Origin of the sequence: Bacillus sp. JCM 19034 (genome assembly GCF_001310635.1) — a bacterium.
GTDB lineage: Bacteria > Bacillota > Bacilli > Bacillales > Bacillaceae_D > Halalkalibacter.
In genome coordinates, this window is the sequence record NZ_BAXR01000006.1 from 79,151 (window position 1) to 99,792 (window position 20,642).

At 37.7% G+C, this 20,642-nt stretch carries 24 protein-coding genes and 3 pseudogenes; 22 read left to right on the forward strand and 5 right to left on the reverse strand.

The window, feature by feature from the left end; all coding sequences use genetic code 11:
* Positions 1-99 precede the first annotated feature (99 nt).
* Positions 100-674 (reverse strand): annotated as a pseudogene (locus JCM19034_RS11345) (TIGR00730 family Rossman fold protein).
* Positions 675-1,308: 634 nt separating this feature from the next.
* Here JCM19034_RS11345 and JCM19034_RS11350 point away from each other — a divergent pair.
* Together JCM19034_RS11350 and JCM19034_RS11355 are read left to right on the forward strand one after the other, a co-directional pair.
* Complete coding sequence (locus JCM19034_RS11350; protein ID WP_062049830.1) at positions 1,309-1,785, forward strand: FixH family protein; 477 nt, start codon at positions 1,309-1,311, stop codon at positions 1,783-1,785.
* Between the two features lie 12 nt (positions 1,786-1,797).
* Positions 1,798-2,769, forward strand: a pseudogene (locus tag JCM19034_RS11355) (HD domain-containing protein).
* Positions 2,770-2,977: 208 nt separating this feature from the next.
* Here JCM19034_RS11355 and JCM19034_RS11360 read toward each other — a convergent pair.
* Positions 2,978-3,832 carry a MurR/RpiR family transcriptional regulator gene (locus JCM19034_RS11360; protein WP_062050076.1) on the reverse strand — a complete coding sequence of 285 codons (855 nt, stop codon included), beginning with the start codon at positions 3,830-3,832 and terminating at the stop codon, positions 2,978-2,980.
* Between the two features lie 147 nt (positions 3,833-3,979).
* On the opposite strand from JCM19034_RS11360, the gene gnd reads away from it, so the two are divergent.
* The 4 genes and pseudogenes from gnd to JCM19034_RS11380 all read left to right on the forward strand — a co-directional run bounded on the left by gnd (position 3,980) and on the right by JCM19034_RS11380 (position 8,154).
* On the forward strand, positions 3,980-4,876 hold the full coding sequence (gene gnd, locus JCM19034_RS11365; protein WP_062049832.1) for a phosphogluconate dehydrogenase (NAD(+)-dependent, decarboxylating): 897 nt from the start codon (positions 3,980-3,982) through the stop codon (positions 4,874-4,876).
* Positions 4,877-4,905: 29 nt separating this feature from the next.
* Positions 4,906-6,249, forward strand: coding sequence for a GntP family permease (locus JCM19034_RS11370; protein ID WP_062049834.1), 1,344 nt, complete (start codon positions 4,906-4,908; stop codon positions 6,247-6,249).
* Positions 6,250-6,302: 53 nt separating this feature from the next.
* A pseudogene (gntK, locus tag JCM19034_RS11375) lies at positions 6,303-7,827 on the forward strand (gluconokinase).
* A gap of 111 nt (positions 7,828-7,938) precedes the next feature.
* On the forward strand, positions 7,939-8,154 hold the full coding sequence (locus tag JCM19034_RS11380) for a DUF3951 domain-containing protein (protein ID WP_062049836.1): 216 nt from the start codon (positions 7,939-7,941) through the stop codon (positions 8,152-8,154).
* Between the two features lie 211 nt (positions 8,155-8,365).
* Here JCM19034_RS11380 and JCM19034_RS11390 read toward each other — a convergent pair whose 3' ends face one another.
* Positions 8,366-8,749, reverse strand: a complete 384-nt coding sequence (locus tag JCM19034_RS11390; RefSeq protein WP_062049840.1) for a hypothetical protein — start codon at positions 8,747-8,749, stop codon at positions 8,366-8,368.
* A gap of 211 nt (positions 8,750-8,960) precedes the next feature.
* Here JCM19034_RS11390 and JCM19034_RS11395 point away from each other — a divergent pair, with 211 nt between their 5' ends.
* The 6 genes from JCM19034_RS11395 (at position 8,961) to JCM19034_RS11415 (ending at position 12,260) form a co-directional block, all read left to right on the forward strand.
* A complete protein-coding gene (locus JCM19034_RS11395; RefSeq protein ID WP_062049841.1) occupies positions 8,961-9,350 on the forward strand; it encodes a DUF3887 domain-containing protein in 390 nt (129 codons plus the stop codon).
* 77 nt (positions 9,351-9,427) lie between these two features.
* On the forward strand, positions 9,428-9,964 hold the full coding sequence (locus JCM19034_RS24975) for an acetamidase/formamidase family protein (RefSeq protein WP_370621910.1): 537 nt from the start codon (positions 9,428-9,430) through the stop codon (positions 9,962-9,964).
* Positions 9,922-10,326, forward strand: a complete 405-nt coding sequence (locus JCM19034_RS24980; RefSeq protein ID WP_370621911.1) for an acetamidase/formamidase family protein — start codon at positions 9,922-9,924, stop codon at positions 10,324-10,326. Before JCM19034_RS24975 ends, JCM19034_RS24980 begins: the two co-directional genes overlap by 43 nt.
* A 70-nt stretch (positions 10,327-10,396) precedes the next feature.
* On the forward strand, positions 10,397-11,221 hold the full coding sequence (locus tag JCM19034_RS11405) for a radical SAM protein (RefSeq protein WP_062049843.1): 825 nt from the start codon (positions 10,397-10,399) through the stop codon (positions 11,219-11,221).
* 146 nt (positions 11,222-11,367) lie between these two features.
* Positions 11,368-11,574 (forward strand): helix-turn-helix transcriptional regulator, encoded by a 207-nt coding sequence (locus JCM19034_RS11410; protein ID WP_062049846.1) that lies wholly within the window; start codon positions 11,368-11,370, stop codon positions 11,572-11,574.
* Positions 11,571-12,260, forward strand: a complete 690-nt coding sequence (locus JCM19034_RS11415; protein ID WP_062049848.1) for a DUF3169 family protein — start codon at positions 11,571-11,573, stop codon at positions 12,258-12,260. The genes JCM19034_RS11410 and JCM19034_RS11415 overlap by 4 nt, the downstream gene beginning before the upstream one ends.
* A 100-nt stretch (positions 12,261-12,360) precedes the next feature.
* On the opposite strand, the gene JCM19034_RS11420 is transcribed toward JCM19034_RS11415, so the two are convergent.
* Positions 12,361-12,891 (reverse strand): GNAT family N-acetyltransferase, encoded by a 531-nt coding sequence (locus JCM19034_RS11420; protein ID WP_082394008.1) that lies wholly within the window; start codon positions 12,889-12,891, stop codon positions 12,361-12,363.
* 80 nt (positions 12,892-12,971) lie between these two features.
* Positions 12,972-13,967: a D-glycerate dehydrogenase gene (locus tag JCM19034_RS11425; protein ID WP_231686930.1), complete on the reverse strand. Its 996-nt coding sequence runs from the start codon at positions 13,965-13,967 to the stop codon at positions 12,972-12,974.
* 226 nt (positions 13,968-14,193) lie between these two features.
* Here JCM19034_RS11425 and JCM19034_RS11430 point away from each other — a divergent pair, with 226 nt between their 5' ends.
* From JCM19034_RS11430 to JCM19034_RS24095, 10 genes are all read left to right on the forward strand, one after another.
* Positions 14,194-14,772 carry a DeoR/GlpR family DNA-binding transcription regulator gene (locus JCM19034_RS11430; protein ID WP_269431694.1) on the forward strand — a complete coding sequence of 193 codons (579 nt, stop codon included), beginning with the start codon at positions 14,194-14,196 and terminating at the stop codon, positions 14,770-14,772.
* Positions 14,711-14,983, forward strand: coding sequence for a hypothetical protein (locus JCM19034_RS24090; protein ID WP_269431695.1), 273 nt, complete (start codon positions 14,711-14,713; stop codon positions 14,981-14,983). Before JCM19034_RS11430 ends, JCM19034_RS24090 begins: the two co-directional genes overlap by 62 nt.
* Before the next feature lie 260 nt (positions 14,984-15,243).
* Positions 15,244-16,080: a carbohydrate ABC transporter permease gene (locus JCM19034_RS11435; protein WP_062050080.1), complete on the forward strand. Its 837-nt coding sequence runs from the start codon at positions 15,244-15,246 to the stop codon at positions 16,078-16,080.
* Between the two features lie 10 nt (positions 16,081-16,090).
* Positions 16,091-16,933, forward strand: coding sequence for a carbohydrate ABC transporter permease (locus JCM19034_RS11440; RefSeq protein ID WP_062049852.1), 843 nt, complete (start codon positions 16,091-16,093; stop codon positions 16,931-16,933).
* 27 nt (positions 16,934-16,960) lie between these two features.
* Positions 16,961-18,175 carry an ABC transporter substrate-binding protein gene (locus tag JCM19034_RS11445; protein ID WP_231686931.1) on the forward strand — a complete coding sequence of 405 codons (1,215 nt, stop codon included), beginning with the start codon at positions 16,961-16,963 and terminating at the stop codon, positions 18,173-18,175.
* 108 nt (positions 18,176-18,283) lie between these two features.
* Entirely contained in the window at positions 18,284-18,964 is a 681-nt protein-coding gene (locus JCM19034_RS11450; RefSeq protein ID WP_062049854.1) for a PHP domain-containing protein, read from the forward strand.
* 46 nt (positions 18,965-19,010) lie between these two features.
* Positions 19,011-19,499, forward strand: a complete 489-nt coding sequence (locus JCM19034_RS11455) for a CehA/McbA family metallohydrolase (protein WP_062049856.1) — start codon at positions 19,011-19,013, stop codon at positions 19,497-19,499.
* A gap of 11 nt (positions 19,500-19,510) precedes the next feature.
* Positions 19,511-19,744 carry a hypothetical protein gene (locus tag JCM19034_RS11460; protein ID WP_062049858.1) on the forward strand — a complete coding sequence of 78 codons (234 nt, stop codon included), beginning with the start codon at positions 19,511-19,513 and terminating at the stop codon, positions 19,742-19,744.
* Positions 19,731-20,237 (forward strand): HAD family hydrolase, encoded by a 507-nt coding sequence (locus JCM19034_RS11465; protein ID WP_062049860.1) that lies wholly within the window; start codon positions 19,731-19,733, stop codon positions 20,235-20,237. The genes JCM19034_RS11460 and JCM19034_RS11465 overlap by 14 nt, the downstream gene beginning before the upstream one ends.
* Positions 20,237-20,470: an HAD family hydrolase gene (locus tag JCM19034_RS24095; protein WP_197276397.1), complete on the forward strand. Its 234-nt coding sequence runs from the start codon at positions 20,237-20,239 to the stop codon at positions 20,468-20,470. The genes JCM19034_RS11465 and JCM19034_RS24095 overlap by 1 nt, the downstream gene beginning before the upstream one ends.
* Positions 20,471-20,642 lie beyond the last annotated feature (172 nt).

A 20,642-nucleotide genomic window follows, 5' to 3' on the forward strand; every position in this document is an offset into this window, starting at 1 on the left:
CAATTGATGCTAAGTTTATTATATCATTTAATTTCATAGTATTATAGTAGGATCGTATTTCATTAAGAGCAAAAATAAGATCACAGCTCATTTACAAAGTCATTTCAATTCATTGTAAGTCTTAATCGATGGTGGTTCATATGTATAAAGTTTATCAATTAACGTTTTTGGATCTGATGCTAATATTGCAAGAGTCCTGTATTTTTCCTGAAGAAATTGTTGTTCTACCATGTGGTCAAGTAGGTTAATAAGAAGATTATAGTATCCGTTTATATTGAGAAGCCCACAAGGTTTATAGTGGATGCCAATTTGCGACCATGTTAAAATTTCAAAATATTCCTCTAACGTCCCTGTACCACCTGGTAAAGTGATGAAACCATCAGCTAATTCTGCCATTTTAGCTTTTCTTTCATGCATTGTACCTACTATATGTAATTCAGATAAATGTTGATGAGAAATTTCTCTTTCCTCAAGAAGTTTAGGGATAACACCTATTACTTCCCCTCCTTCTTTTAATACAGTATCAGCCAATGCCCCATGATCCCAACACTTGCCCCTCCGTAAACTAGCGTAATCTTTCGTTTGACTAATTCTTGCCCTAATTGAATTGCACCTTCTTTATAGACAGCTGATGCTCCAATACTTGACCCACAAAAAACAGCTATGCGTTTCAATTGAACCCCTCCAATCAATTGCTGTTAGTAACCATTATAACGTATTTTTATTAGAAAAAGACGAAGAGTTATTCTGTAATTCTGAAAGTCTAGACATGTATAATGAGAACACTTTGATTACAGATTAAATTAGTTTAAAGTTTGAAATACTGCAAAATATTTGTTAGAAAAGTATATAATTAAATTTAAATATATTTGATAAATTTCATCTATATTTCACAATCATTATTTACTCTATCAAAGAGAAGCAGTTAGAAATTCTCAAGAAGGAGCCTCTAAGAGGGAATGCTAGGAAAATTGACAAAAATTAAGCAACATAAATTGCTTGCTTTAATTCGAACAGATGGGTATGGGCATAATTCAAAAGGATCGTCTTGACTACAGGTCTATTTAATCATATTCTAGGTTAATCAATATGGTAGAAAAGTTAGCCTACTGGAATGTAAGGTGCTCCACCAAGCTAAATACTAGAGACAGGCAGAGCTTATCTTTTTATTAAGCTAGCTTTTGGTATAGTATTGCCATTGGTAGGTTTATCAATTATACGTATGTATGTTGTTGATCGATTTAATTTATACTTTACAAATTTTAAAGACTTGGTATTCGATATAGAGAGAAGAAGGATGTTAGTGAAATGAAAAAGGTTAGTTGGAGTGGGATAATGATACTAATTAGTTTATTAGTAGCTTGTGGAGGAGAAGAGCCAGAAGAGTTGCATAACGATGGGGTACCCGAAGTTGTCGAGGTTGAGATTCTATTACCAGAAATTGAGCCAGGTGAAGAGGTTGTTCTTGCAACAAAAGTTACCCAAGGTCAAGAGAATGTGGAAGATGCTCAGGAAGTTGAATTCGAAATTTGGGAGCATGACAATAAAGTTGAAAGTGAAATGATTTCTGGTGAACATCAAGGTGAAGGTATTTACGAGATATCATATACATTTGTGGAGGATGGTATCTATCATGTGACAAGTCATGTTACTGCAAGAGGGATGCATGTAATGCCTACTGAACAAGTGATTGTCGGTGATGTTTCTGAAGAGGAACTAGAGAAGTTAGAGGAAGAATCCGCACATGATGATTCAGAGGAACATGATCACCAGCATCATCAATAAAGGAGGAAGTGTATGCAAATTCGTGAAGAGTTGTATGGTGAGTTTGAACTAGAGAATGTTTTAGCAGAGTTAATCGATAGTAGGCCAGTACAAAGGTTAAAAGGAATCCACCAGGGCGGAGCGAGCTTTTTAGTTAATGAGAAATGGAATGTAACGCGCTATGAGCATTCTGTTGGGGTTATGCTCCTTATTAGAAGTCTTGGGGGCTCACTAGAGGAGCAAATTGCTGGTTTGTTGCATGATATTTCGCATACTGCATTTTCTCATGTTGTTGATTTTGTTTTTTCGCAATCAAAAGGAAGACTATCATGAGCAGATTTTCAAACGTGTTGTTATGAACTCTGAAATTCCAGTGATTCTTGAAAAGTATCAGTATAACCTTGAAGAGATATTGTTTGATGAAAGCAGATGGACGCTACTAGAGCAAGCGGCTCCTGCCTTATGTGCCGATCGCATTGATTACACATTACGAGATATGTATACATACGGTCAAGTGTCGTATAACGAAGTAGAGGAGTTTTTAAAACAATTAGTAGTGGTGGAAGGAAAGATTTGTGTTCGCACGGTGGAGCAAGCGGAATGGTTTGTAACAACGTACTATAAAGAAGTGATAGGCTTTTTTATGGATCCTTTAAATATGTATGGTTATGACCGTTTAGCGAAGATGTTATCATATGCCTCGATCAAGGCATTATTCATGTAGATGATTTCATGTTAGAGGATTGGCAGCTACTTGAAAAGCTGAGGAATTGTAAGGATCAGGTCATTACATCGTTTTTAGAAGAACTACGTATAGGAGTTACGGTCATTGAAGATGCACAAGATTATGAATTTCATCGGCAAACGAAGGTTCGATTGATCGATCCAGATGTACCTGTTGATGGTGAAATACATCGTGCCTCTATGCTTTCTAATACGATCCAACTGCTGAATGAAGAAGCTTTTCAAAAGGCATCAAAAGGTGTTTATGTGAAGGTGTTATAATAGTTGAAATCGTTACTTTTGCTGTAAAGGCAAGGGTGACGATTTTTTAGTTATTGGATGTATTGACATTGTTTGTTTAGGTGAAGTCTTGTCTAGCGTGTACGTTTACGATTGCTCGGGGAAGAGCACTGGCTATGCTCGTTATTTCCAAAAAATATAAATCGTGTAACTTAGCACAGTGCTTATTAAATGTTCAAAATGTTTTTCTTCATATTCGTTTAACTAGTATTGCTTCTCTCATTTTCTTCAATGCTTCTTGGCCTTCATCGCCCTTTTTTAGTAAAACATTTACATAGAGAACATCGACGAGTGAAAGCTGGGCAATTCGCGATGAAAAGGCTTCTGTTTTAAATTCAGTTTCTGTTGAACTTGTAAATAATGGGATATCAACTGAAGAACTTAATGTTGATTTAGCATAGTTCGTAATCGCAATTGTGTTCACTTTATTCGTTTTAAGAACGTTTAAAATATGCAAAATGTCCTTGGATGAGCCAGAATGAGAAATTAAAATCGCACAATCCTTTTCATTAAGTTGAGAAGCTGCCATTAACTGCAAATGCGTGTCGGTAACAGTTTGGACAGGTAACCCAGTCCTCACAAATTTATGATAAGCATCAAGTGCAACAGTACTAGAGCCCCCACTCCCAAAAAAATGGATCGATCGGGCTGCAGTAAGCTTCTCTACAGCTTCTAAAAGCAGATCTTCGTCAATAATTCGTAACGTTTGTTCAAGTGTTTCGATATTCGAGCGAATTACTTTGGCAGCGATCGTATCAACGGTGTCACCTTCATTAACCTGCTCATGAATATCTTTAACAGGCTCGACAATTTCCGATGCTAATGCAATTTTCATGGCTTGGTAGCCTTTATAACCGATTCGTTTGCAGAAACGAAAAACGGTGGAATCAGCCACGTTTAAGTCTTCGGCTAATTGATTAATTGATGAATGGATGATTTTATTTGGATTTTTTAGTATATAATCGGCAATTTTCCGTTCAGTCACACTAAATCTAGGGTAATTTTGTCTAACGCTTCCTAAGCATGTTTGTTGTTTTTTCTTCATCATTACAACTCTCCTGATCGGGCTTTCTTTATATTATACTCGAAATAAGTATTAGAAAAAATATTTTTTTGAAAACGGTTGTAAAAAGAAATTTTTTTCGTATAATGGATTTATTAAGAAAATTTTTTCGAAATGAAGGTGATCGTTTTGCAAATTGGATTAATAGGACTAGGTAAGATGGGATATCAGCTTGCACTAAATCTTTCAAGTCATAGCCATAAAGTTATAGCAACGGATGTTAATGTAGAAGTGATGAAAAAAATTTCGACAGAGGGGATCGCAACAGTCGAGTCGTTACAACAGCTAGTTGAAAAGTTAGATAAACCAAGAACGATATGGTTAATGCTTCCTGCTGGTGAAGTAACGGAAAAGGTCTTTTCGGAGCTTTTACCGCTATTAGATAAAGGAGATCGAATGATTGACGGTGGGAATGCTCATTATAAGGATACACTTAAAAGATATGAAACAGCCTTACAGGAAGGAGTTCATTTCTTTGATGTTGGTACAAGCGGTGGTGTAGATGGAGCACGAAACGGAGCTTGTATGATGATTGGTGGAAATGCAACCGTTTTTTCTGATATCGAGCCTCTTTTTCAGGATATTACAGTTGAAAATGGCTACTTATATGCAGGGGAAGTGGGAAGCGGTCACTTTTTGAAGATGGTTCATAACGGAATAGAGTATGGAATGATGCAGGCAATTGCCGAAGGCTTTGATTTATTAGAAAAGAGTTCGTTTTCATACGATTATGAAAAGGTTGCCAAGCTATGGAATCATGGTTCCGTCATTCGTTCATGGTTAATGGAGTTAACAGAAAATGCTTTTTCAAAGGATGAGAAGCTTGAACAGATAAAGGGTGTTATGCATTCATCTGGAGAAGGTAAATGGACGGTGGAAACAGCACTTGACTTGGAAATGGCTGCACCAGTTATAACGCTTGCCTTAATGATGAGATATCGTTCGCAAGAAGATGATACGTTTACGGGGAAAGTCGTTGCGGCGTTAAGAAATGAATTCGGTGGTCATGCCGTAGAGAAGTCGTAAAGACAATAGAACAAGGGGAAGTGAACATCATGTCAGATCAAATGTTAATTTTAATTGCTTTAGCGGGTATTTTTCTATTATTATTTCTTGTCATTCGTACAAAACTACATGCGTTTGTTGCGTTGTTACTCGTTAGTTTAATTGTTGGTGTATTGGCAGGTATGCCCCTAGACCAAGTAATACAAACGATGCAAAATGGCATGGGAGGTACATTAGGTTTTGTTGCGGTTGTCGTTGGACTTGGTGCCATGTTTGGTCAGATGCTTGAAGTATCAGGTGGTGCTGATCGCCTAGCACGAACATTGATCGAAAAATTTGGTGAAGATAAGGCACAATGGTCGCTCGGGGTCACAGGATTTCTAGTAGCAATACCCGTATTCTTTGATGTAGGTTTTATTATCTTAGTTCCAATCGTTTATGGATTAGCGAAAAAGACTGGGAAATCGCTTTTATATTATGGGATTCCGTTATTAGCTGGTTTAGCGGTCACTCATAGTTTTATCCCACCAACTCCTGGGCCGATTGCGGTAGCAGATTTAGTTGGAGCTGATTTAGGCTGGGTCATTTTGTTCGGAGCACTTGCGGGAATTCCTTCAATGATAATAGCCGGTCCTTTATTTGCACGGTATATTTCAAAGCGTCTTCATATTGTTGTGCCTGACTACATGAATATGGAAGAAGTTGAATATGACCGTGACCTTCCGAGCTTTAAGCTTATTTCGGCGATTATTTTAACCCCGTTAGTTTTAATTTTATGTAACACGGTTTCTGGGGTTTGGTTAGAAGATGGTCATATTGCAAAGCAAATCTTAACATTTTTAGGGCACCCATTTGTTGCATTGACGATTGCCACGCTGTTAACATTTGTGTTTCTTGGAACAAAACGTGGATATACACGTCAAGAGGTTCAAGATATTGCGAATAAAGGACTTGAGCCTGCAGGGATAATTATTTTAGTAACAGGTGCAGGAGGTGTCTTTAAAGAGGTATTAATCGATTCTGGTGTTGGAGATGTAATTGGGAATATGATGGCGGGCTCTAACTTACCGCCGATTTTATTAGCCTTTTTGATTGCCGCTGCCGTACGTGTGGCACAAGGTTCTGCTACAGTTTCAATGGTGACAGCTGCAGGACTTGTTTCACCACTAATTGCAATCCTTGGATTAGAAGGTCCTGTCCTCGGTTTAATTGTCATTGCAATTGCTTCTGGTGCAACGGTATTGTCACATGTAAATGATTCAGGTTTTTGGTTAGTAGGTCGTTACTTTGGATTAAGCGTTAAGGATACGCTTAAATCTTGGACAGTTATGGAAACATTAATTGGGTTAGTTGGGTTGACAGTTGCCTTATTACTTGGCATCTTTATTAAGTAAGGGTTGCATGTTAACTTATTGTTTTTTTAGGAGGTTTTATTGTGGGGATGGTAATGATCGGTGTCGATATTGGCACAACGAGTACGAAAGCAGTTTTGTTTAATAAAGAAGGAGAGGTTTTATATCGAGCTAATGTGGAATATCCGCTCTACACCCCTACGCCAGCTACGGCTGAACAAGATCCTGATGAAATATTTCAAGCAGTAGTAACTGTGATTAAGCAATGTTCAACTGAAGCAAAAAAAACTAAAAATGAAGTGGAGTTTGTTTCATTTAGTTCGGCCATGCATAGTCTTATCGTTGTTGATCAATTTGGAAAACCGGTGACAAATTCGATTACTTGGGCAGATAATCGCAGCTCTGCTTACGTAGAGAAAGTGAAACATGATTATAATGGACATATGATTTACTTACGGACAGGCACCCCCCTTCATCCAATGTCACCTTTCGTTAAATTGGTTTGGATGAGAGAAGAGCATCCAGAGTGGCTGAAAAAGGAAAATAAATTTATTTCAATAAAAGAGTATGTTTTCTATCGGTTGTTTGGTCAATTTGTGATAGATTATTCGATTGCTTCTGCAACGGGGATGTTTCATCTAGAAAATTTGGACTGGGACGAAGAAGTATTACAAATAATAGGGATTTCACGTGAGCAATTGTCAGTACCTGTTTCAACGACAACTAATTTGACTGGATTAATAGGTGAATTTGCCAATGAAATGGGTCTTCATTGTGATACACCATTTTTCGTTGGTGCAAGTGACGGTGTTTTGTCCAATTTAGGAGTGAATGCGATTGATCGGTGTTGTTGCCTTAACGATTGGCACTAGTGGGGCGATTAGAGCAGTGACAGATCGACCAGTGACAGATCCGAAAGGGAGAGTCTTTTGTTATGCTTTGACAGAAAAGCATTGGGTCATTGGTGGTCCTGTTAATAATGGGGGCATGATCTTTAGGTGGTTACGTGATGAATTGGCAAGTGCCGAGGTTGAAACGGCTAAGAGGCTAGGAAAGGATCCTTACGATGTGCTAACTGAAATCGCCTCTAGAGTTACTCCAGGATCGAACGGGTTATTGTTTCATCCTTATTTAACTGGAGAGCGTGCACCATTATGGAACGCTCATGCTCGTGGTTCTTTCTTTGGGTTAGGAATGCACCATAAGAAAGAGCACATGATTCGGGCCGTCCTTGAAGGAATTATGATGAATATGTATAGTGTGTTGCTGGCGTTAGAGGAGTTAATTGGCAGACCTACACGGATTCAAGCTACAGGTGGATTTAGCCGTTCTCCATTTTTGCGACAATTGCTTGCTGATGTTTTGGATCAGGAGGTTACGCTACCAGAAAGCTATGAAAGTTCATGTTTAGGGGCAGTAGTTTTAGGAATGTATGCAAGTGGAGAAATGGAATCATTGGGCGATGTGAAACATATGGTTGGAGCGATTCATTCCCATAAGCCTATTCAAGAAGCAACGGTTGTCTATCAAGAATTAATGCCGATTTTTATTAGATTGCCACGTTTGCTCGAACAAGAGTATGACGCGATATCAGCTTTTCAAAAAAAGAATAGTAACTAAGTTAAAGAGAGCATTGAAAATAGCAGTTCATACAGATTTTCATGCTCTCTTTTTTTAAAAATAGAGAAGATATTTTTTGCCAAGTGTTTAAAACAAAGAGGGAGGTTAAAAATGATCGTCACAACCATCTTTTATATGACCTTCATTATTTTCTTACTTTACGTGATTAGTCACATTTCTTACAAAATGATTAAAAATAAATCTCTTCCAGATAACAACTACACCCCATTTGATTATATTACATCACAATCGCCCGTTGAACTACATGAGGAAAAAGAAGTTCGCGAAGAAGACGAGGAGGAAGGTGAGGGAGAAAAAAGAAGATAATGGACACTGTCCTTATTCTAATTTCGGCCGTCTTTATCCTCCTCTTTAAACCCTCCTGAAATAAGATCATATTTTAATTTTTGTTTAAAAATGAGCTTTTTGTTCACATACACTTTACAGTTTAGGCTGAACCAACCTCCAAGTATTACTTTGACAGGTAGTACTTCGTTTGTGTGCTGGATTTCTCCTTTTAATGTTTGAAAAGGGGCAATCATGAATACCAATGAATTCTGTTCGATTCATCGACTAGTTTTTCGTTAATGAATAGTTGCTCTTTATTATATTTATTAACAATGTGAAGTTTGTGATTTTCATAGGTAATGCTCCAAGTCTTTTCAAAATCTTTTTTCACTTCTTCCATCATCGCATTCCAAGATTCAGGATCATCATTTTTGTTTTCATTCTGTGATTTCTCTGGTTGAAATCTTTTCTTTAATGCTGCAAAAATAGCTTCCGTAATAAAGATAAGGATAAATAGGGAAAGCAGCATGATGAAAAAGTTATCAAAAACCGTATCTTTTGTAATCGACCCATATGAATAACCAATAAAAAACAAAACGGCTAGATAAATGATTAGCTTTGTTACTTGTAGCATAGTTGTTAAATCTCCCTATATATTAATGTTTCCTGATTATTATATCATAGCATATAGTTTTGGCGAAGAGTCGAGTGAAACCTTGCCAATTCTTGTTTCGTAGCTACATATTGATGAACGTACATTTAACGTTCAAGGAACAAGTTATGAGGATTTATAAACTAAATATTAGCTAATGAAATTGTAGATGAATAGGAAGGGTTGAAGTATAGTGAAAAAATGGTGGTTATTAATTGTAATATTACATATGTCAGTCTTGTTCGTTGCATGTAGTGGAAATGATGAAGGGATTACAGAAGATGAAGAGAAGATTGCTTTAGCAGTAACGTTTATTGAACAATTGGCAGATGGAAATTTTGACTTGGCAACGGAATATTTAGATGAGGAAATGAGTGAAGTCATTTCAACAAACGAATTAGAGCAGCTTTGGGGCGATATTCTAATTGAATTTGGTGCATTTGTTGAACAAGAGTATGATTCGACAGAGGTGATGGATGATTTAACAGTTGTGTTTATTGATGGCTTATTTGAAGTAAACGATGTGATGTTTAGTGTTACTGTAAACGAAAGCAATGAAGTTTCAGGTTTTTTCATCCGATAGACTTCTAAATGTAGATAGTGTGACAATGAACGATCAAACCGTTATGATAAAAGGAATAAAGAAAAGGGGACATGTTTATGGAATATTTATCTAAAGAAGCAGGTATTATTTATGAATTTAATCGTCAGCATGAGCCGATTAAAAAAGTCCATTCTGGTACAACTTTACAAATAGAGACATATGACTGTTTTACAAATCAAATTCGATCGGAGGATACACCGGTAGCTCGTATTGATTGGAACCGAGTTAATCCTGCGACAGGTCCAATCTATGTTGAAGGAGCAATGCCTGGAGATGTGTTGAAGGTGAAAATTGAGCAGATTGAACTTGCAAATCAAGGTGTCATGGTCGTTGGTCCTCAGTTAGGAGTGATGGGACAGCATATTACAGAAATGCAATCGAAAATAATTTCTGTAGAAAACGGGCATGCACTATTTGACGATGTTCGAATTCCGCTTAACCCAATGATTGGAGTTATTGGTGTTGCACCTGAGGGAGATGGGATAAATTGCGGTACACCAGGCAGTCATGGTGGGAATATGGATAATAAAATGGTTGCCGAGGTGCAACATTGTATTTTCCAGTATTTGCAGAAGGTGCATTATTTGGATTAGGTGATTTTCATGCAGCAATGGGAGACGGTGAAGTAAGTGTATCAGGGATTGAAATCCCAGGAAAAGCAACAGTGACGTTAGAAGTAATAAAAGATACGACACTGCGTCATCCTATGCTTGAAAATGTGGATGCTTTCACACAGATTGCATCTGCAAAAACGTTAGATGAGGCTATTCGGATCGCAACAGAGGAAATGATTATCCGTATTGTTGATAAATCCAACCGTTCTATTGAAGATGTGACGATGTTAATGAGTGCGTGTGGACAGGCTGAAATATGTCAAATTGTTGATCCGCTTATGACCGCTCGCTTTGTTGTACCAAAATGGTTATTAAAACAGCTAAATGTAGAGTTACTATAGGTGAATGAAGAGTGTCTTAATGACGAGGCACTTTTTTTCTCATTTTTAAAAGGAAGGGCAGATAAAAAAGGTGCAAAAACTAGTACAGTTTAAAAAACCGAAACGGCTCCTCACTCCTACGAGTGGTTTTCTCTCAGGATATAGTCACTCATTAAACCCATATACCGGCTGTGCGTTTGCTTGTTCCTTTTGTTATGTTCGGCAAAGTCCTGTTGGAATGTTTCGCAAACAAGAGTGGGGTACTTGGATTGATGTGAAACAGGCAACAAAAGAACAACTGCAAAAAGAAGTACGTCATCTAAAAAAACAAGGCAAAACAGTGACTATTTTCATGTCATCAGCAACAGATCCTTACCAGCCGCTTGAATATAAAGAAAAGATAACTAGGACTTTACTAGAAGCATTAGTTGAAGAACCTCCTCATTTTTTATTCATACAAACGCGTAGTCCCCTTGTTACAAGGGATCGCGAGCTTATTGCACAGCTAAAAGAGCATGTTAGAGTGAGCATGACTGTTGAAACGGATCGTGAGGATATAAGGAAGGTATTTTCACCTGAAGCACCGCCAATTCAAGCACGTTTGAAAGCGATACGGCAATTAAATGAATTAGGAATCCAAACACAAGTCGCACTCGCACCAGTTCTACCTTTTTCAGAAGCATTTCCCAAAATATTAGCAAATACGACGGAAGGTGTTGTCATTGATGATTTTATTACAGGAGACGGAAGTAATGGTAAAAGGACGGAACGATTACGAATAAAAGAGATATATGAGCAACTTGGTATGGAATGGTGGTATGGTGAGGGAACCGCTCAAATGGCTTATGAAAGAATGAAAGAGTCTTTTACTGAAGAGCAATTATTACTTAGCAAAGCCGGTTTTTCTCCAAATTAAACTATAGGAAAATCCAAAGGTAGACTGACCTTTTGGATTTTCTTTTTGTTTAAGTAGAGAGAAGATGACCAAAATCCTTTTATTTTTGACAAAAATACTTGTCAAAAATAAAAGGATCCTTTACAATGGTTGTGAGGTGATAATAGATGAGAAGTCGTTTGAAGGAACTTCGTGCCCGGGATCGGTTGAACCAAACACAGCTTGCCAAGCTCGCAAAGATATCTAGGCAAACAATTAGTTTAATTGAACGTGAGGAATATATTCCTTCCTTGCTAATTGCCGTTCGTATTGCCCGCGTATTTAACGAGCCTGTGGAACAAGTATTTTTCTTTGAGGAGGATGAATTATTATGAAAACACTTGCTAGAACGTCAGTGCAATTTATTATCGGTGGTATTTTTGGTTTTTTAGCAGTATCAATGATGTTTTGGGGGTTTTCTTTCGATTTAGCTGAATATACGAATGTTATTGTTATCTCACTTTATGTCCTTATTGGCATATGCCTTTTACTGACAATGATTCTGTTTCAACAAATGAAAACATTGAATGCGAAAAACGTTGAAGGTGAAGAAGAGGATGAAATAGACATTATCAAATATCGTAAAGTAGCTGACCAAAGTCTATTAATTTATCTGAGTTTTACTTTGGCCATTTTATCGTCAGCCATCGTACTTATTATGTCTTTGCCCTTAGCTTACATTATTATCTCAATTATACTCATCATCATAAGCAGTAGCTTTATGACATATATGATTGATCTAGTAAGAAAAAGCTACCCTGAACGAAATATGCCAAAGCTATCCGATCCAGACTACGGAAAAAAGCTGTTAGAGGCTGCAGATGATGGAGAAAAGCATGTGATGTTGATGGGCTTTTATAAAGCATATAATCTTCTGCCAACTTTGTTAATTATTGCAATTACATTATCAGTCATTTACTCTATTTTAACTGGCCAAAACCAATTATTCTCGATTGTAGGAATGTCAGTCGTATTACTGATCGTGCAAGGAAGCTATGTTCTTACGATTCGGAAAAAGTAGTTATCATTTACAGATAGTAGATCTGATGTCGACTCTAAAAGATAGTATAGGTTATACGTAAAGCCTAATAGGAGTATGCTTCCTATTAGGCTTAGCGTTATTAATCTGCTGCTAACTTAGAATAAAGGGCCAAATCATGAAATACACCGTCGTATTTCTCAGCCTGTCTTAACGTCCCTTCATAAGTGAATGCTAATCGTTGCAACAGCTTAATAGAAGAGGCATTTTCAGGAGCTACTTTTGCTTCCATTCGATTTAAATCTAGCTCTTTAAAGCCATAATTTGTGAGACAATTGATCGCTTCTTGAGCGTAGCCATAGCCCCAATGTTCGTATGCTAGCTCATAACCAATCTCTGCCTTCTTGTTCGTAAAGTCAATTTGATTAAAGCCACAGGAGCCAATGATAACAGCACTTTGCCGTAAGTTGATTGAGTAACGGATCGCTTGCTTGTCGTCTGCTAACTTAGTTAAGTGACGAATCATTTCAGTTGCTTGATTAACCGTTTTAAACGAACTAATATTCATATGTTTTGTAACGATTGGATCAGACCAAATCGTAAATAAAGTTGCCGCATCTTCGTCTTTCATTTGTTGTAATTGTAATCTTTTTGTTTCTAAATTCTGTTTCAATTGTTTTCCTCCTTCATTTTTTTGTATATAAAAAAATGTAGGTTACCTGGCATATTTCACTCCCTTCACGTTAAAAAAGATTATTCCGTTTGACCAATTTGTAGTTCTTTTAATTCCTTTACGATATAGCCTGTGCCGATCCCAGTTAATGCATATACAAGGTTTTTCGCCGCTAACATCGCCATTTCATGCCTCGTTTCACTTGTAGCAGAGCCGATATGGGGTAAAGTGACGACATTTTCTAAGTTTAATAGTGGATTTGTCGGTTGTATAGGTTCTTGTTCATATACATCTAACCCTGCCGCTAAAATTTCACCTGATAATAGGGCATTTGTCATTGCTTTTTCATCAACTGTTTGTCCTCTTGAAGCATTAATAAAAATCGCTGTTTGTTTCATTAATGAAAATTCATGAGCACCGATAAAATGGTTTGTTTCCTTCGTTAATGGAACCATCAGAACAATGAAGTCAGATTCACATAATAAGCTCTCTAGAGGTTTATATGTAACTCCAAGTTGATGTTCAGTTTGTTCTTTTCGGGTGCGATTATAATAGGAAACGTCCATATCAAAACCGTACTTCGCCCGCTTCGCAACCTTTTCTCCAATTCTCCCCATTCCGATAATTCCTAGTTTTTTATGGTGAACATCTACGCCAAAAAGTTGCCTCGAATCCCCTTTTTTCCAGTTGCCGCTTTTTGTTAGAATGTCTAACTCAGGTATACGCCTCGCTGCTGCTAGAATCAGACCAAAAATAAGATCAGCTACGGTGTCATCGAGAACATAAGGTGTATGTGTACCAATGACTTGATGATTCTTCATGGCGTTAAGATCAAAGTGATCATATCCAACAGAAATTGTACTAACTGCCCGAAGTTCAGGAGCTGATTGTAGTAGCTCTTCATTAATGGAAGCCCCACTCGTGATGAAACCGTTAACACCTTGAAGTTTGTCATATAGCAATTCACGTTTAAGCTTATATCGTTCTTCCCACATTGTTAAAGTAACATGTTTTGCTAGGTAATCTTGAATGTCTTTTGCAAGTGGCTTATCAGAAAAGACAATTGGTAGACTCATAATTCGACCCTCCATTATGAAATCGTTATCGACTTAGTTTCTATTTTAAAGGCAAGTTTAGTAAAATGCGATGTTTTTCTTATAAGTGTCAGAAATAGAGGGGATTGTATAAATCTAAAAATAACAAACATGTTTCTTATATTAAAATATTGTAAATCGCCTTCTTTTTTTAAAACTGGTATGCTAGGATTTTTTTAATGTGTACTTTTTTGGAGGTGTGAGGGAATTGCTTGTTCAAAAGCGTCATGAACGGATTATGGAGTGGCTTGAGGAAACACACTCGGTAAAAGCACAAGTACTTGCTAAGGAATTTAATGTGTCACTTGAGACGATTCGGCGCGATTTGGAATATTTAGAATCGATGCAAATGTTAAAACGTGTACATGGTGGGGCTATTTTGGAAAAAGATAATTCAAAAGAGCAATCATTTGTAACGAGAGAGACATTACATATTGAAGAGAAACGGGAGATTGCTGAAATCGCAGCAAGTCTTGTTGAAGAAGAGCAAGTAATTGCAATGGATGTAAGCACAACGAACACTGAGATAGCAAAGGCATTAAAAAAGAGAGTTAGAAAATTAACGGTTATTACAAACTCATTACCAATAGCAATTGAACTATCTACCATGCCGCAATATACGATTATTATTACAGGTGGTACGTTACGTAATGCAGAGCTTTGTGTAGTTGGTGAATTAGCGGAAGATTTTTATCACAGTTTCATATTAACTTGTTTTTATGAGCATGAGTGGCATTTCATTACATGCCGGACTAACAGACTATGGGATTGGGGAATGGAATATTAAGAAAAAAATGTTAGTGCAAGCGAAGAAAGTATTTGTTGTTGCTGATTCAAGTAAATTTGATGCTGTTTCAATGTTGAAAGTGTGTGGTTTTGATAAAATAAATGGTATTATAACAGATCACCTTTTACCAGAAAAAGTGAAGGAACACTATGAGGAACACGGAGTTACAATAATAAGAGAAACAATTAATGAGATTGAAAACATCTTCTAATTTAGGAGATGTTTTTATTTTATTCTCTTATCAATAAAAGGTATGAATAGATTTGTGTGTTTTTATGGGTTTGATTGGATTTTAATGTTTTATTAAAGATCGCTTAACAGTTTCTCCATAATTGTTCGCTACACTAAAGTTGTCAGTGAAAGGAGTGGGAAATGCAAAACGACATCACTTTAGAAAAAAAGAAAAAAAAGGTTGAAATCAGAAAGAATTCTTCCGTAAAGCTCACTGAGAAATTGGTCCCGTGGTTGTTTATGATTCCGGCACTTGTTCCGTTAATTGTCTTTTATTTGTATCCAATTGGTCGCTCTCTTTGGATTAGCTTTACTGATTGGGATTACATTAGTCCAGAATTTAATTACGTTTGGCTAGATAATTATGTATCACTACTGACAAATCCGCAATTTTATACAGTGCTATGGAATACGCTATATTTTACGCTAGGGACGGTTATTCCAACCGTTATTGGTGGCTTGTTTTTAGCGATGCTCTTAACTAATCAAGGAAAAGGGATGTCCATCTATCGAACAATCATTTTCTCACCTTGGGTAACACCTACTGTAGCGATTTCAATCGTTTGGTCATGGATTTATGAGCCGAAAGTTGGTTTAGCAAATTGGTTGTTATCACTTGTTAATATTCCGGCATTAGGATGGACGAGCAGTACTGATTGGGCGATGCCAGCAATTATCATTGTCACTGTTTGGAAGGGACTTGGCTGGGCGATGATTTTTTATATGTATGCCCTAAAAAAAGTGCCAGAGTCATTGTATGAAGCGGCTGATTTAGATGGAGCAAGTAGGGTTCGGAAGTTTATTCATATAACCGTACCTCTTATATCACCTACAACGTTTTTTCTAGTTGTCATTACAATGATTGATTCTTTGCAAGCCTACGATCAAATTCAAGTTTTGACCCAAGGGGGACCAGCAGGGAGTACGCGAACGATTTTGTATATGTACTATCAGTCTGCTTTTGAGCAATTTAACATGGGGAGTGCGACCGCTGTTGCGACGATACTAGTAGTTCTTACTGCTATACTTGCATTTCTTCAATTCTATTTGTCGCGCAAATGGGTGCATTACCAATAAGAGGGTGAGTATGTTGAACCAAATGCAAGTAAGGTTATCTGCAACATTGAAGCATGCATTTTTAATCATAATGAGTTTCGTGATGTTTTTCCCGTTTTTGTGGATGGTCACGAATTCGATTAAGACACGTGATGAGATTTGGGCTTTTCCTCCTGTTTGGTGGCCAGAAAGTCCTCAATGGCATCATTTTATTGAAGCGTGGAACGCCGCACCGTTTGGACTTTATATTTTTAATAGTGCCTTTACCGCAACGGTGATTGTCCTCATTCAGTTAGTGAATTCTGCAATGATGGCTTACGCCTTTACGCAATTTCGTTTTAAAGGGAAAAATGTCCTCTTTGCGATCATTTTAGGCTCTTATATGGTTCCGGTAGCAGCTACATATGTACCAAGCTATGTCATTATTTCGCAATTAGGATTAATGGACACACACACGGCGGTCATTATATCGAATTCGATATCCGTCTTTGGAATCTTTTTATTTCGTCAAGCCTTTTTGCAAGTGCCATATGGGTTAGTAGAGGCGGCAAGAGTTGATGGGGCGAGTCATTGGCGAATATTATGGCAAATCATTTTTCCGTTAACGAAACCGACGTTTATTACATTAGCTCTCATTAGCTTTATTGCGATGTATAACAATTACCTTTGGCCATCGCTCATATTAAATAGTGAAGATAAACTTCTTATTACGAAAGGGTTAAGACAATTCTTCATTCAAGAGGGTGCTTATGGCATACAGTGGCCGCTTATTATGGCCGCAAGTACATTTGCAGTTGCACCATTGTTATTTATCTTTGCTATCGCTCAAAAGTGGTTTGTTGCTGCTATTGGTGATCGCGGGTTAAAAGAATAAAAGATAAAAATAGTAGGAGGAAAAATTATGTTTAAAAAACCACGTTTAGTAATGTTGACAATTGCACTTAGTTTTATGACGTTAGTCGGGTGTGCCACTGAATCGGGAAGTGAACAAGTTGAGACACAAACAGAAGGTGGATCGACGGACAATGGATCGGACGAGCCTGTTGAAATTGAATTTTGGTACGGATTAGGTGGTCAGCTTGGGGAAAATGTAGAAAGAATTATTAGTGAATTTAACGAAAGTCAAGATGATGTGATCGTAACAGGTGTTGCACAAGGAAATTATGATGAAACTGAACAAAAACTTCAAGCAGCTATCGCTGCACAAAATGTTCCTGCTGCTGTGTTATTAGGAAATGGAACAGTTAATGCATTTGGCAGTCGTGGCATTTTAGCATCAATAGATGAGTTTATCGCTGCTGATAGTGATTTGAATGTCGATGATTTCGTAGATTCCTTCTATGAGCAAGGAACGGTAGATGGTGTGCAATATGCACTACCGCTATATGGTACGACACAAGTAATGTATTATCGTCATGATATTTTTGAAGAATTAGGCTTAACGACGGAATCTCTGGAGACATTCGAAGCTTTGGCAGAAGCAGCTGATCGCATTAAAGAAGAAAAAGGGATTTACGGTTGGATGCCGATGTGGGGTGCTGATAATTTAATAGACTTCTCGATGAGCAACGGTGCTCAATTTCTAAGTGATGATGGGACTGAAGTGTTAATTGATTCTCCTGAATGGATTGAAGCTTGGGAATACATTAGAAAAGCGATACATGAGGATGAAACGATGGCGATCAATCATGGTGGAGAAGGCTGGGCATATTGGTACCAAACGATTGACGATGTACTTCAAGATCGTGCTGCAGGCTACACAGGATCATCAGGTGACCAAGGAGATCTCGATTTTTCGTTAGTATCCGCTCATCCGCAGCCCGGATGGGAAAATCACCATGCTGCACCACATGCATATGCACTATTAGCTGCTATTCCTGAGCTTGCATCAGATGAAGAGAAAGAAGCAGCTTATCAATTTATTACATTTTTTAATAGTCCTGAAAAAACAGCGGACTGGTCAATGAGTACAGGCTATATTGCTGTACGAGCGTCAGCGAGAGAAGTAGATGAATTCCAAGCCTTTGCAGAGGAAAATCCACAAATTCTAGTTCCGCTTGAACAAGCAGAAACAGCAACACTTCCGTTTATTGATCCGACAGGAGGACTCATTTAGATGCCCTTTCGATTGCAGCAGATAAAGTCGAAATTGAGGGATCTCAGCAGAGGAAGCATTGAGAGAAGCAAAAGAAGAAGCTCAACGAGAGCTTGATAAGGTGATTCAATGAGTCAGGTGAATACAATGATCGTTAAGGGAGCAATGACTGCTCCCTTGGCGGTTGAAACGTTAGAAATCTCTCAAATGTACATGCATATGAAGTTAAAGGTTACAATCGATCAATCAGCCTGGCTGATGGTCATTGTTACTAGTCCTGATCATGTCATACGTGCACAAGCATTAGTGATGAATGGGGAGAAGGAGCTCATTTTAAGTGATGATCCACAAACGTCTTCATTTTCAACGATCCCAGGCTGTATTCCATCAGGAGAATGGTCGATTCAGCTTATGAATGGTTCTGCTGAAAAAGAACTTTCCTATACGATCGAAGCTGAATGTGGTAATGAAATATTACCTGGATTATATACGAATCCAATCCAATCTTTTGCGACTTCTAAGCAAAAAGCTGATTTCACCCTTGATGAGTGGGACCCATCAAATGTTTTAAATAACGAAGAACGTTGGTATCGCGGCGATTTTCATACTCATACGTATCTGTCTGACGGGAAACTTTCTCCAGAAGAAGGGCTAGCATCTGCAAAAAAGATGGGTCTGGATTTTTTTGTTGCGACCGATCATAACATTATCCCGACGAAATGGATTAATGACGGAATACTCATTATTCCTGGTATTGAAGTGACATCATCTAAAGGACATTTTAATGCTCTAGGCTCAAGAGCTGGGTAGAGTGGCGTCCAACTGCAGAAGATGGTGGGATGGAATCAGAAGAAGGATGAATCGAATATTAGCTGAATGTAAGAAAAAGGGTGCTCTTCGATCCATTAACCATCCGATGTTAAAACCATGGGATTGGACGTTTGAAAATACAGATTTATTAGAGATTGATGTCATCGAGATATGGAATGATCCGACGTTTCCCGATAATGTGAAAGCAACAGAAGAGGCATTATTGTTATGGGATACGCTTTTAAATGATGGTTATCGCGTGACGGGGATCGGCGGGTCTGATGCTCATAATCGTCCTGATGAAAGTTACGTTGAGGGAGGTCCTCCTTCATTGATTGGCGATCCTGCAACGTTTGTTTGGGCTAAAGAACTGTCAGCGAACGAAATTTTACAATCTGTTTACGAAGGAAACGTATATGTAACGCGAGGTCCTATTCTTAACATAACAATTAATAGCGGAGAGAGTGTCATTTCACTAGGTAGAGAGGTAAAGATACAGTCGTTGTTGAAATACTTTATACGAAGTGTCAACTAGGAAGTAGTCTTGTGGAAGTAAGAAATGGGAAAAGAACTACGGTTGCTACATTAATAGAGGAAGGAGGGTATACCGGAACGATAAAGTGGAACGGGAATTTTGAGTGGGTACGTTATGAATTACGTGGTCCAAAAGGAGAGTTACTTGCCTTTTTAAATCCAATTTTCTTCGGAAAGAAAGAAACGAGTTTACAAACGTGGCATGACTTACGAAAGAAAGTGAGACTAGAGGATGGACAACATTAAAGGAATCCTTTTTGATAAGGATGGGACATTAATAGAGTTTTTTAGTTTGTGGGAGAAGATTGCTTTAGGACTAGTTGCTGATCTGGCAAATGGCGAAGATCCATTATTCCAGCAGGAGCTTTTAGCATCAATTGGATTAGTTAATGGACAAATTACCGCTAATAGCATATTGGCCGGAGGAACAACTAAAGATATTGCAGACGCTTTCTATCCGTTATTACTCAAGGAAAGTTGCCAAATTCCAGAACCGTTTCACCAATGGGTGGAAAAGCGTATCCTACAATTGACGAAAGATCATCTCCAAGTTATTCAACCAATAACAGATTTAAAAAAATTATTAAAGCAATTGAAGGATGATGGATTAAAATTAGGCGTTGCAACAGCTGATGATCAGGAAACAACGACATTAACGTTTCAGATGCTCGGTATTGATCATTATTTTGATTTCATAGGTACGTCTGATCACTATGAAAAAAACCGAACCCAAATATGATGGACGCCTTTTGTCAGCAAGTTGCTTTAACACCTAAAGAAGTTGTGATGGTCGGGGATACAGCCGTCGATATTGCCTTTGCCAAAAATGCAGAATGTGCGTTATCCATTGGTGTGAGCTCAGGTGCGAGTGAAATGATTGAATTAGCTGATGCGGATATTGTTATCCCATCTGTGAAATTTTTGTTAGACCAACAGGATCGGTATGTGTGGGAAGGTATGAAGAATAAATAAAAATATAGGTGATTCAATTCGAAAGAGCTAAAAAAGTTTTACTTTTTAGCTTTTTTCTTTTTGGCATAAGGTTTACGCCTGTATTAAAAAATATTTCTAATTCAGGCAAAATAGTGTTATTACCTGCCAAAATAATTTGATGTAAGCGTTTTAAATATAATTTAAGCTAAAG

Coding starts and splice junctions, on each gene's coding strand:
- JCM19034_RS11350 (WP_062049830.1), top strand. CDS start 1,309: ATGAAAAAGGTTAGTTGGAGTGGGATAATGATACTAATTAGTTTATTA.
- JCM19034_RS11360 (WP_062050076.1), bottom strand. CDS start 3,832: ATGAAGAAAAAACAACAAACATGCTTAGGAAGCGTTAGACAAAATTAC.
- JCM19034_RS11370 (WP_062049834.1), top strand. CDS start 4,906: ATGTCAGATCAAATGTTAATTTTAATTGCTTTAGCGGGTATTTTTCTA.
- JCM19034_RS11380 (WP_062049836.1), top strand. CDS start 7,939: ATGATCGTCACAACCATCTTTTATATGACCTTCATTATTTTCTTACTT.
- JCM19034_RS11390 (WP_062049840.1), bottom strand. CDS start 8,749: ATGCTACAAGTAACAAAGCTAATCATTTATCTAGCCGTTTTGTTTTTT.
- JCM19034_RS24975 (WP_370621910.1), top strand. CDS start 9,428: ATGGAATATTTATCTAAAGAAGCAGGTATTATTTATGAATTTAATCGT.
- JCM19034_RS11410 (WP_062049846.1), top strand. CDS start 11,368: ATGAGAAGTCGTTTGAAGGAACTTCGTGCCCGGGATCGGTTGAACCAA.
- JCM19034_RS11415 (WP_062049848.1), top strand. CDS start 11,571: ATGAAAACACTTGCTAGAACGTCAGTGCAATTTATTATCGGTGGTATT.
- JCM19034_RS11425 (WP_231686930.1), bottom strand. CDS start 13,967: ATGAGTCTACCAATTGTCTTTTCTGATAAGCCACTTGCAAAAGACATT.
- JCM19034_RS24090 (WP_269431695.1), top strand. CDS start 14,711: ATGAGTGGCATTTCATTACATGCCGGACTAACAGACTATGGGATTGGG.
- JCM19034_RS11435 (WP_062050080.1), top strand. CDS start 15,244: ATGATTCCGGCACTTGTTCCGTTAATTGTCTTTTATTTGTATCCAATT.
- JCM19034_RS11440 (WP_062049852.1), top strand. CDS start 16,091: ATGTTGAACCAAATGCAAGTAAGGTTATCTGCAACATTGAAGCATGCA.
- JCM19034_RS11445 (WP_231686931.1), top strand. CDS start 16,961: ATGTTTAAAAAACCACGTTTAGTAATGTTGACAATTGCACTTAGTTTT.
- JCM19034_RS11450 (WP_062049854.1), top strand. CDS start 18,284: ATGAGTCAGGTGAATACAATGATCGTTAAGGGAGCAATGACTGCTCCC.
- JCM19034_RS11455 (WP_062049856.1), top strand. CDS start 19,011: ATGAATCGAATATTAGCTGAATGTAAGAAAAAGGGTGCTCTTCGATCC.
- JCM19034_RS11465 (WP_062049860.1), top strand. CDS start 19,731: ATGGACAACATTAAAGGAATCCTTTTTGATAAGGATGGGACATTAATA.
- JCM19034_RS24095 (WP_197276397.1), top strand. CDS start 20,237: ATGGACGCCTTTTGTCAGCAAGTTGCTTTAACACCTAAAGAAGTTGTG.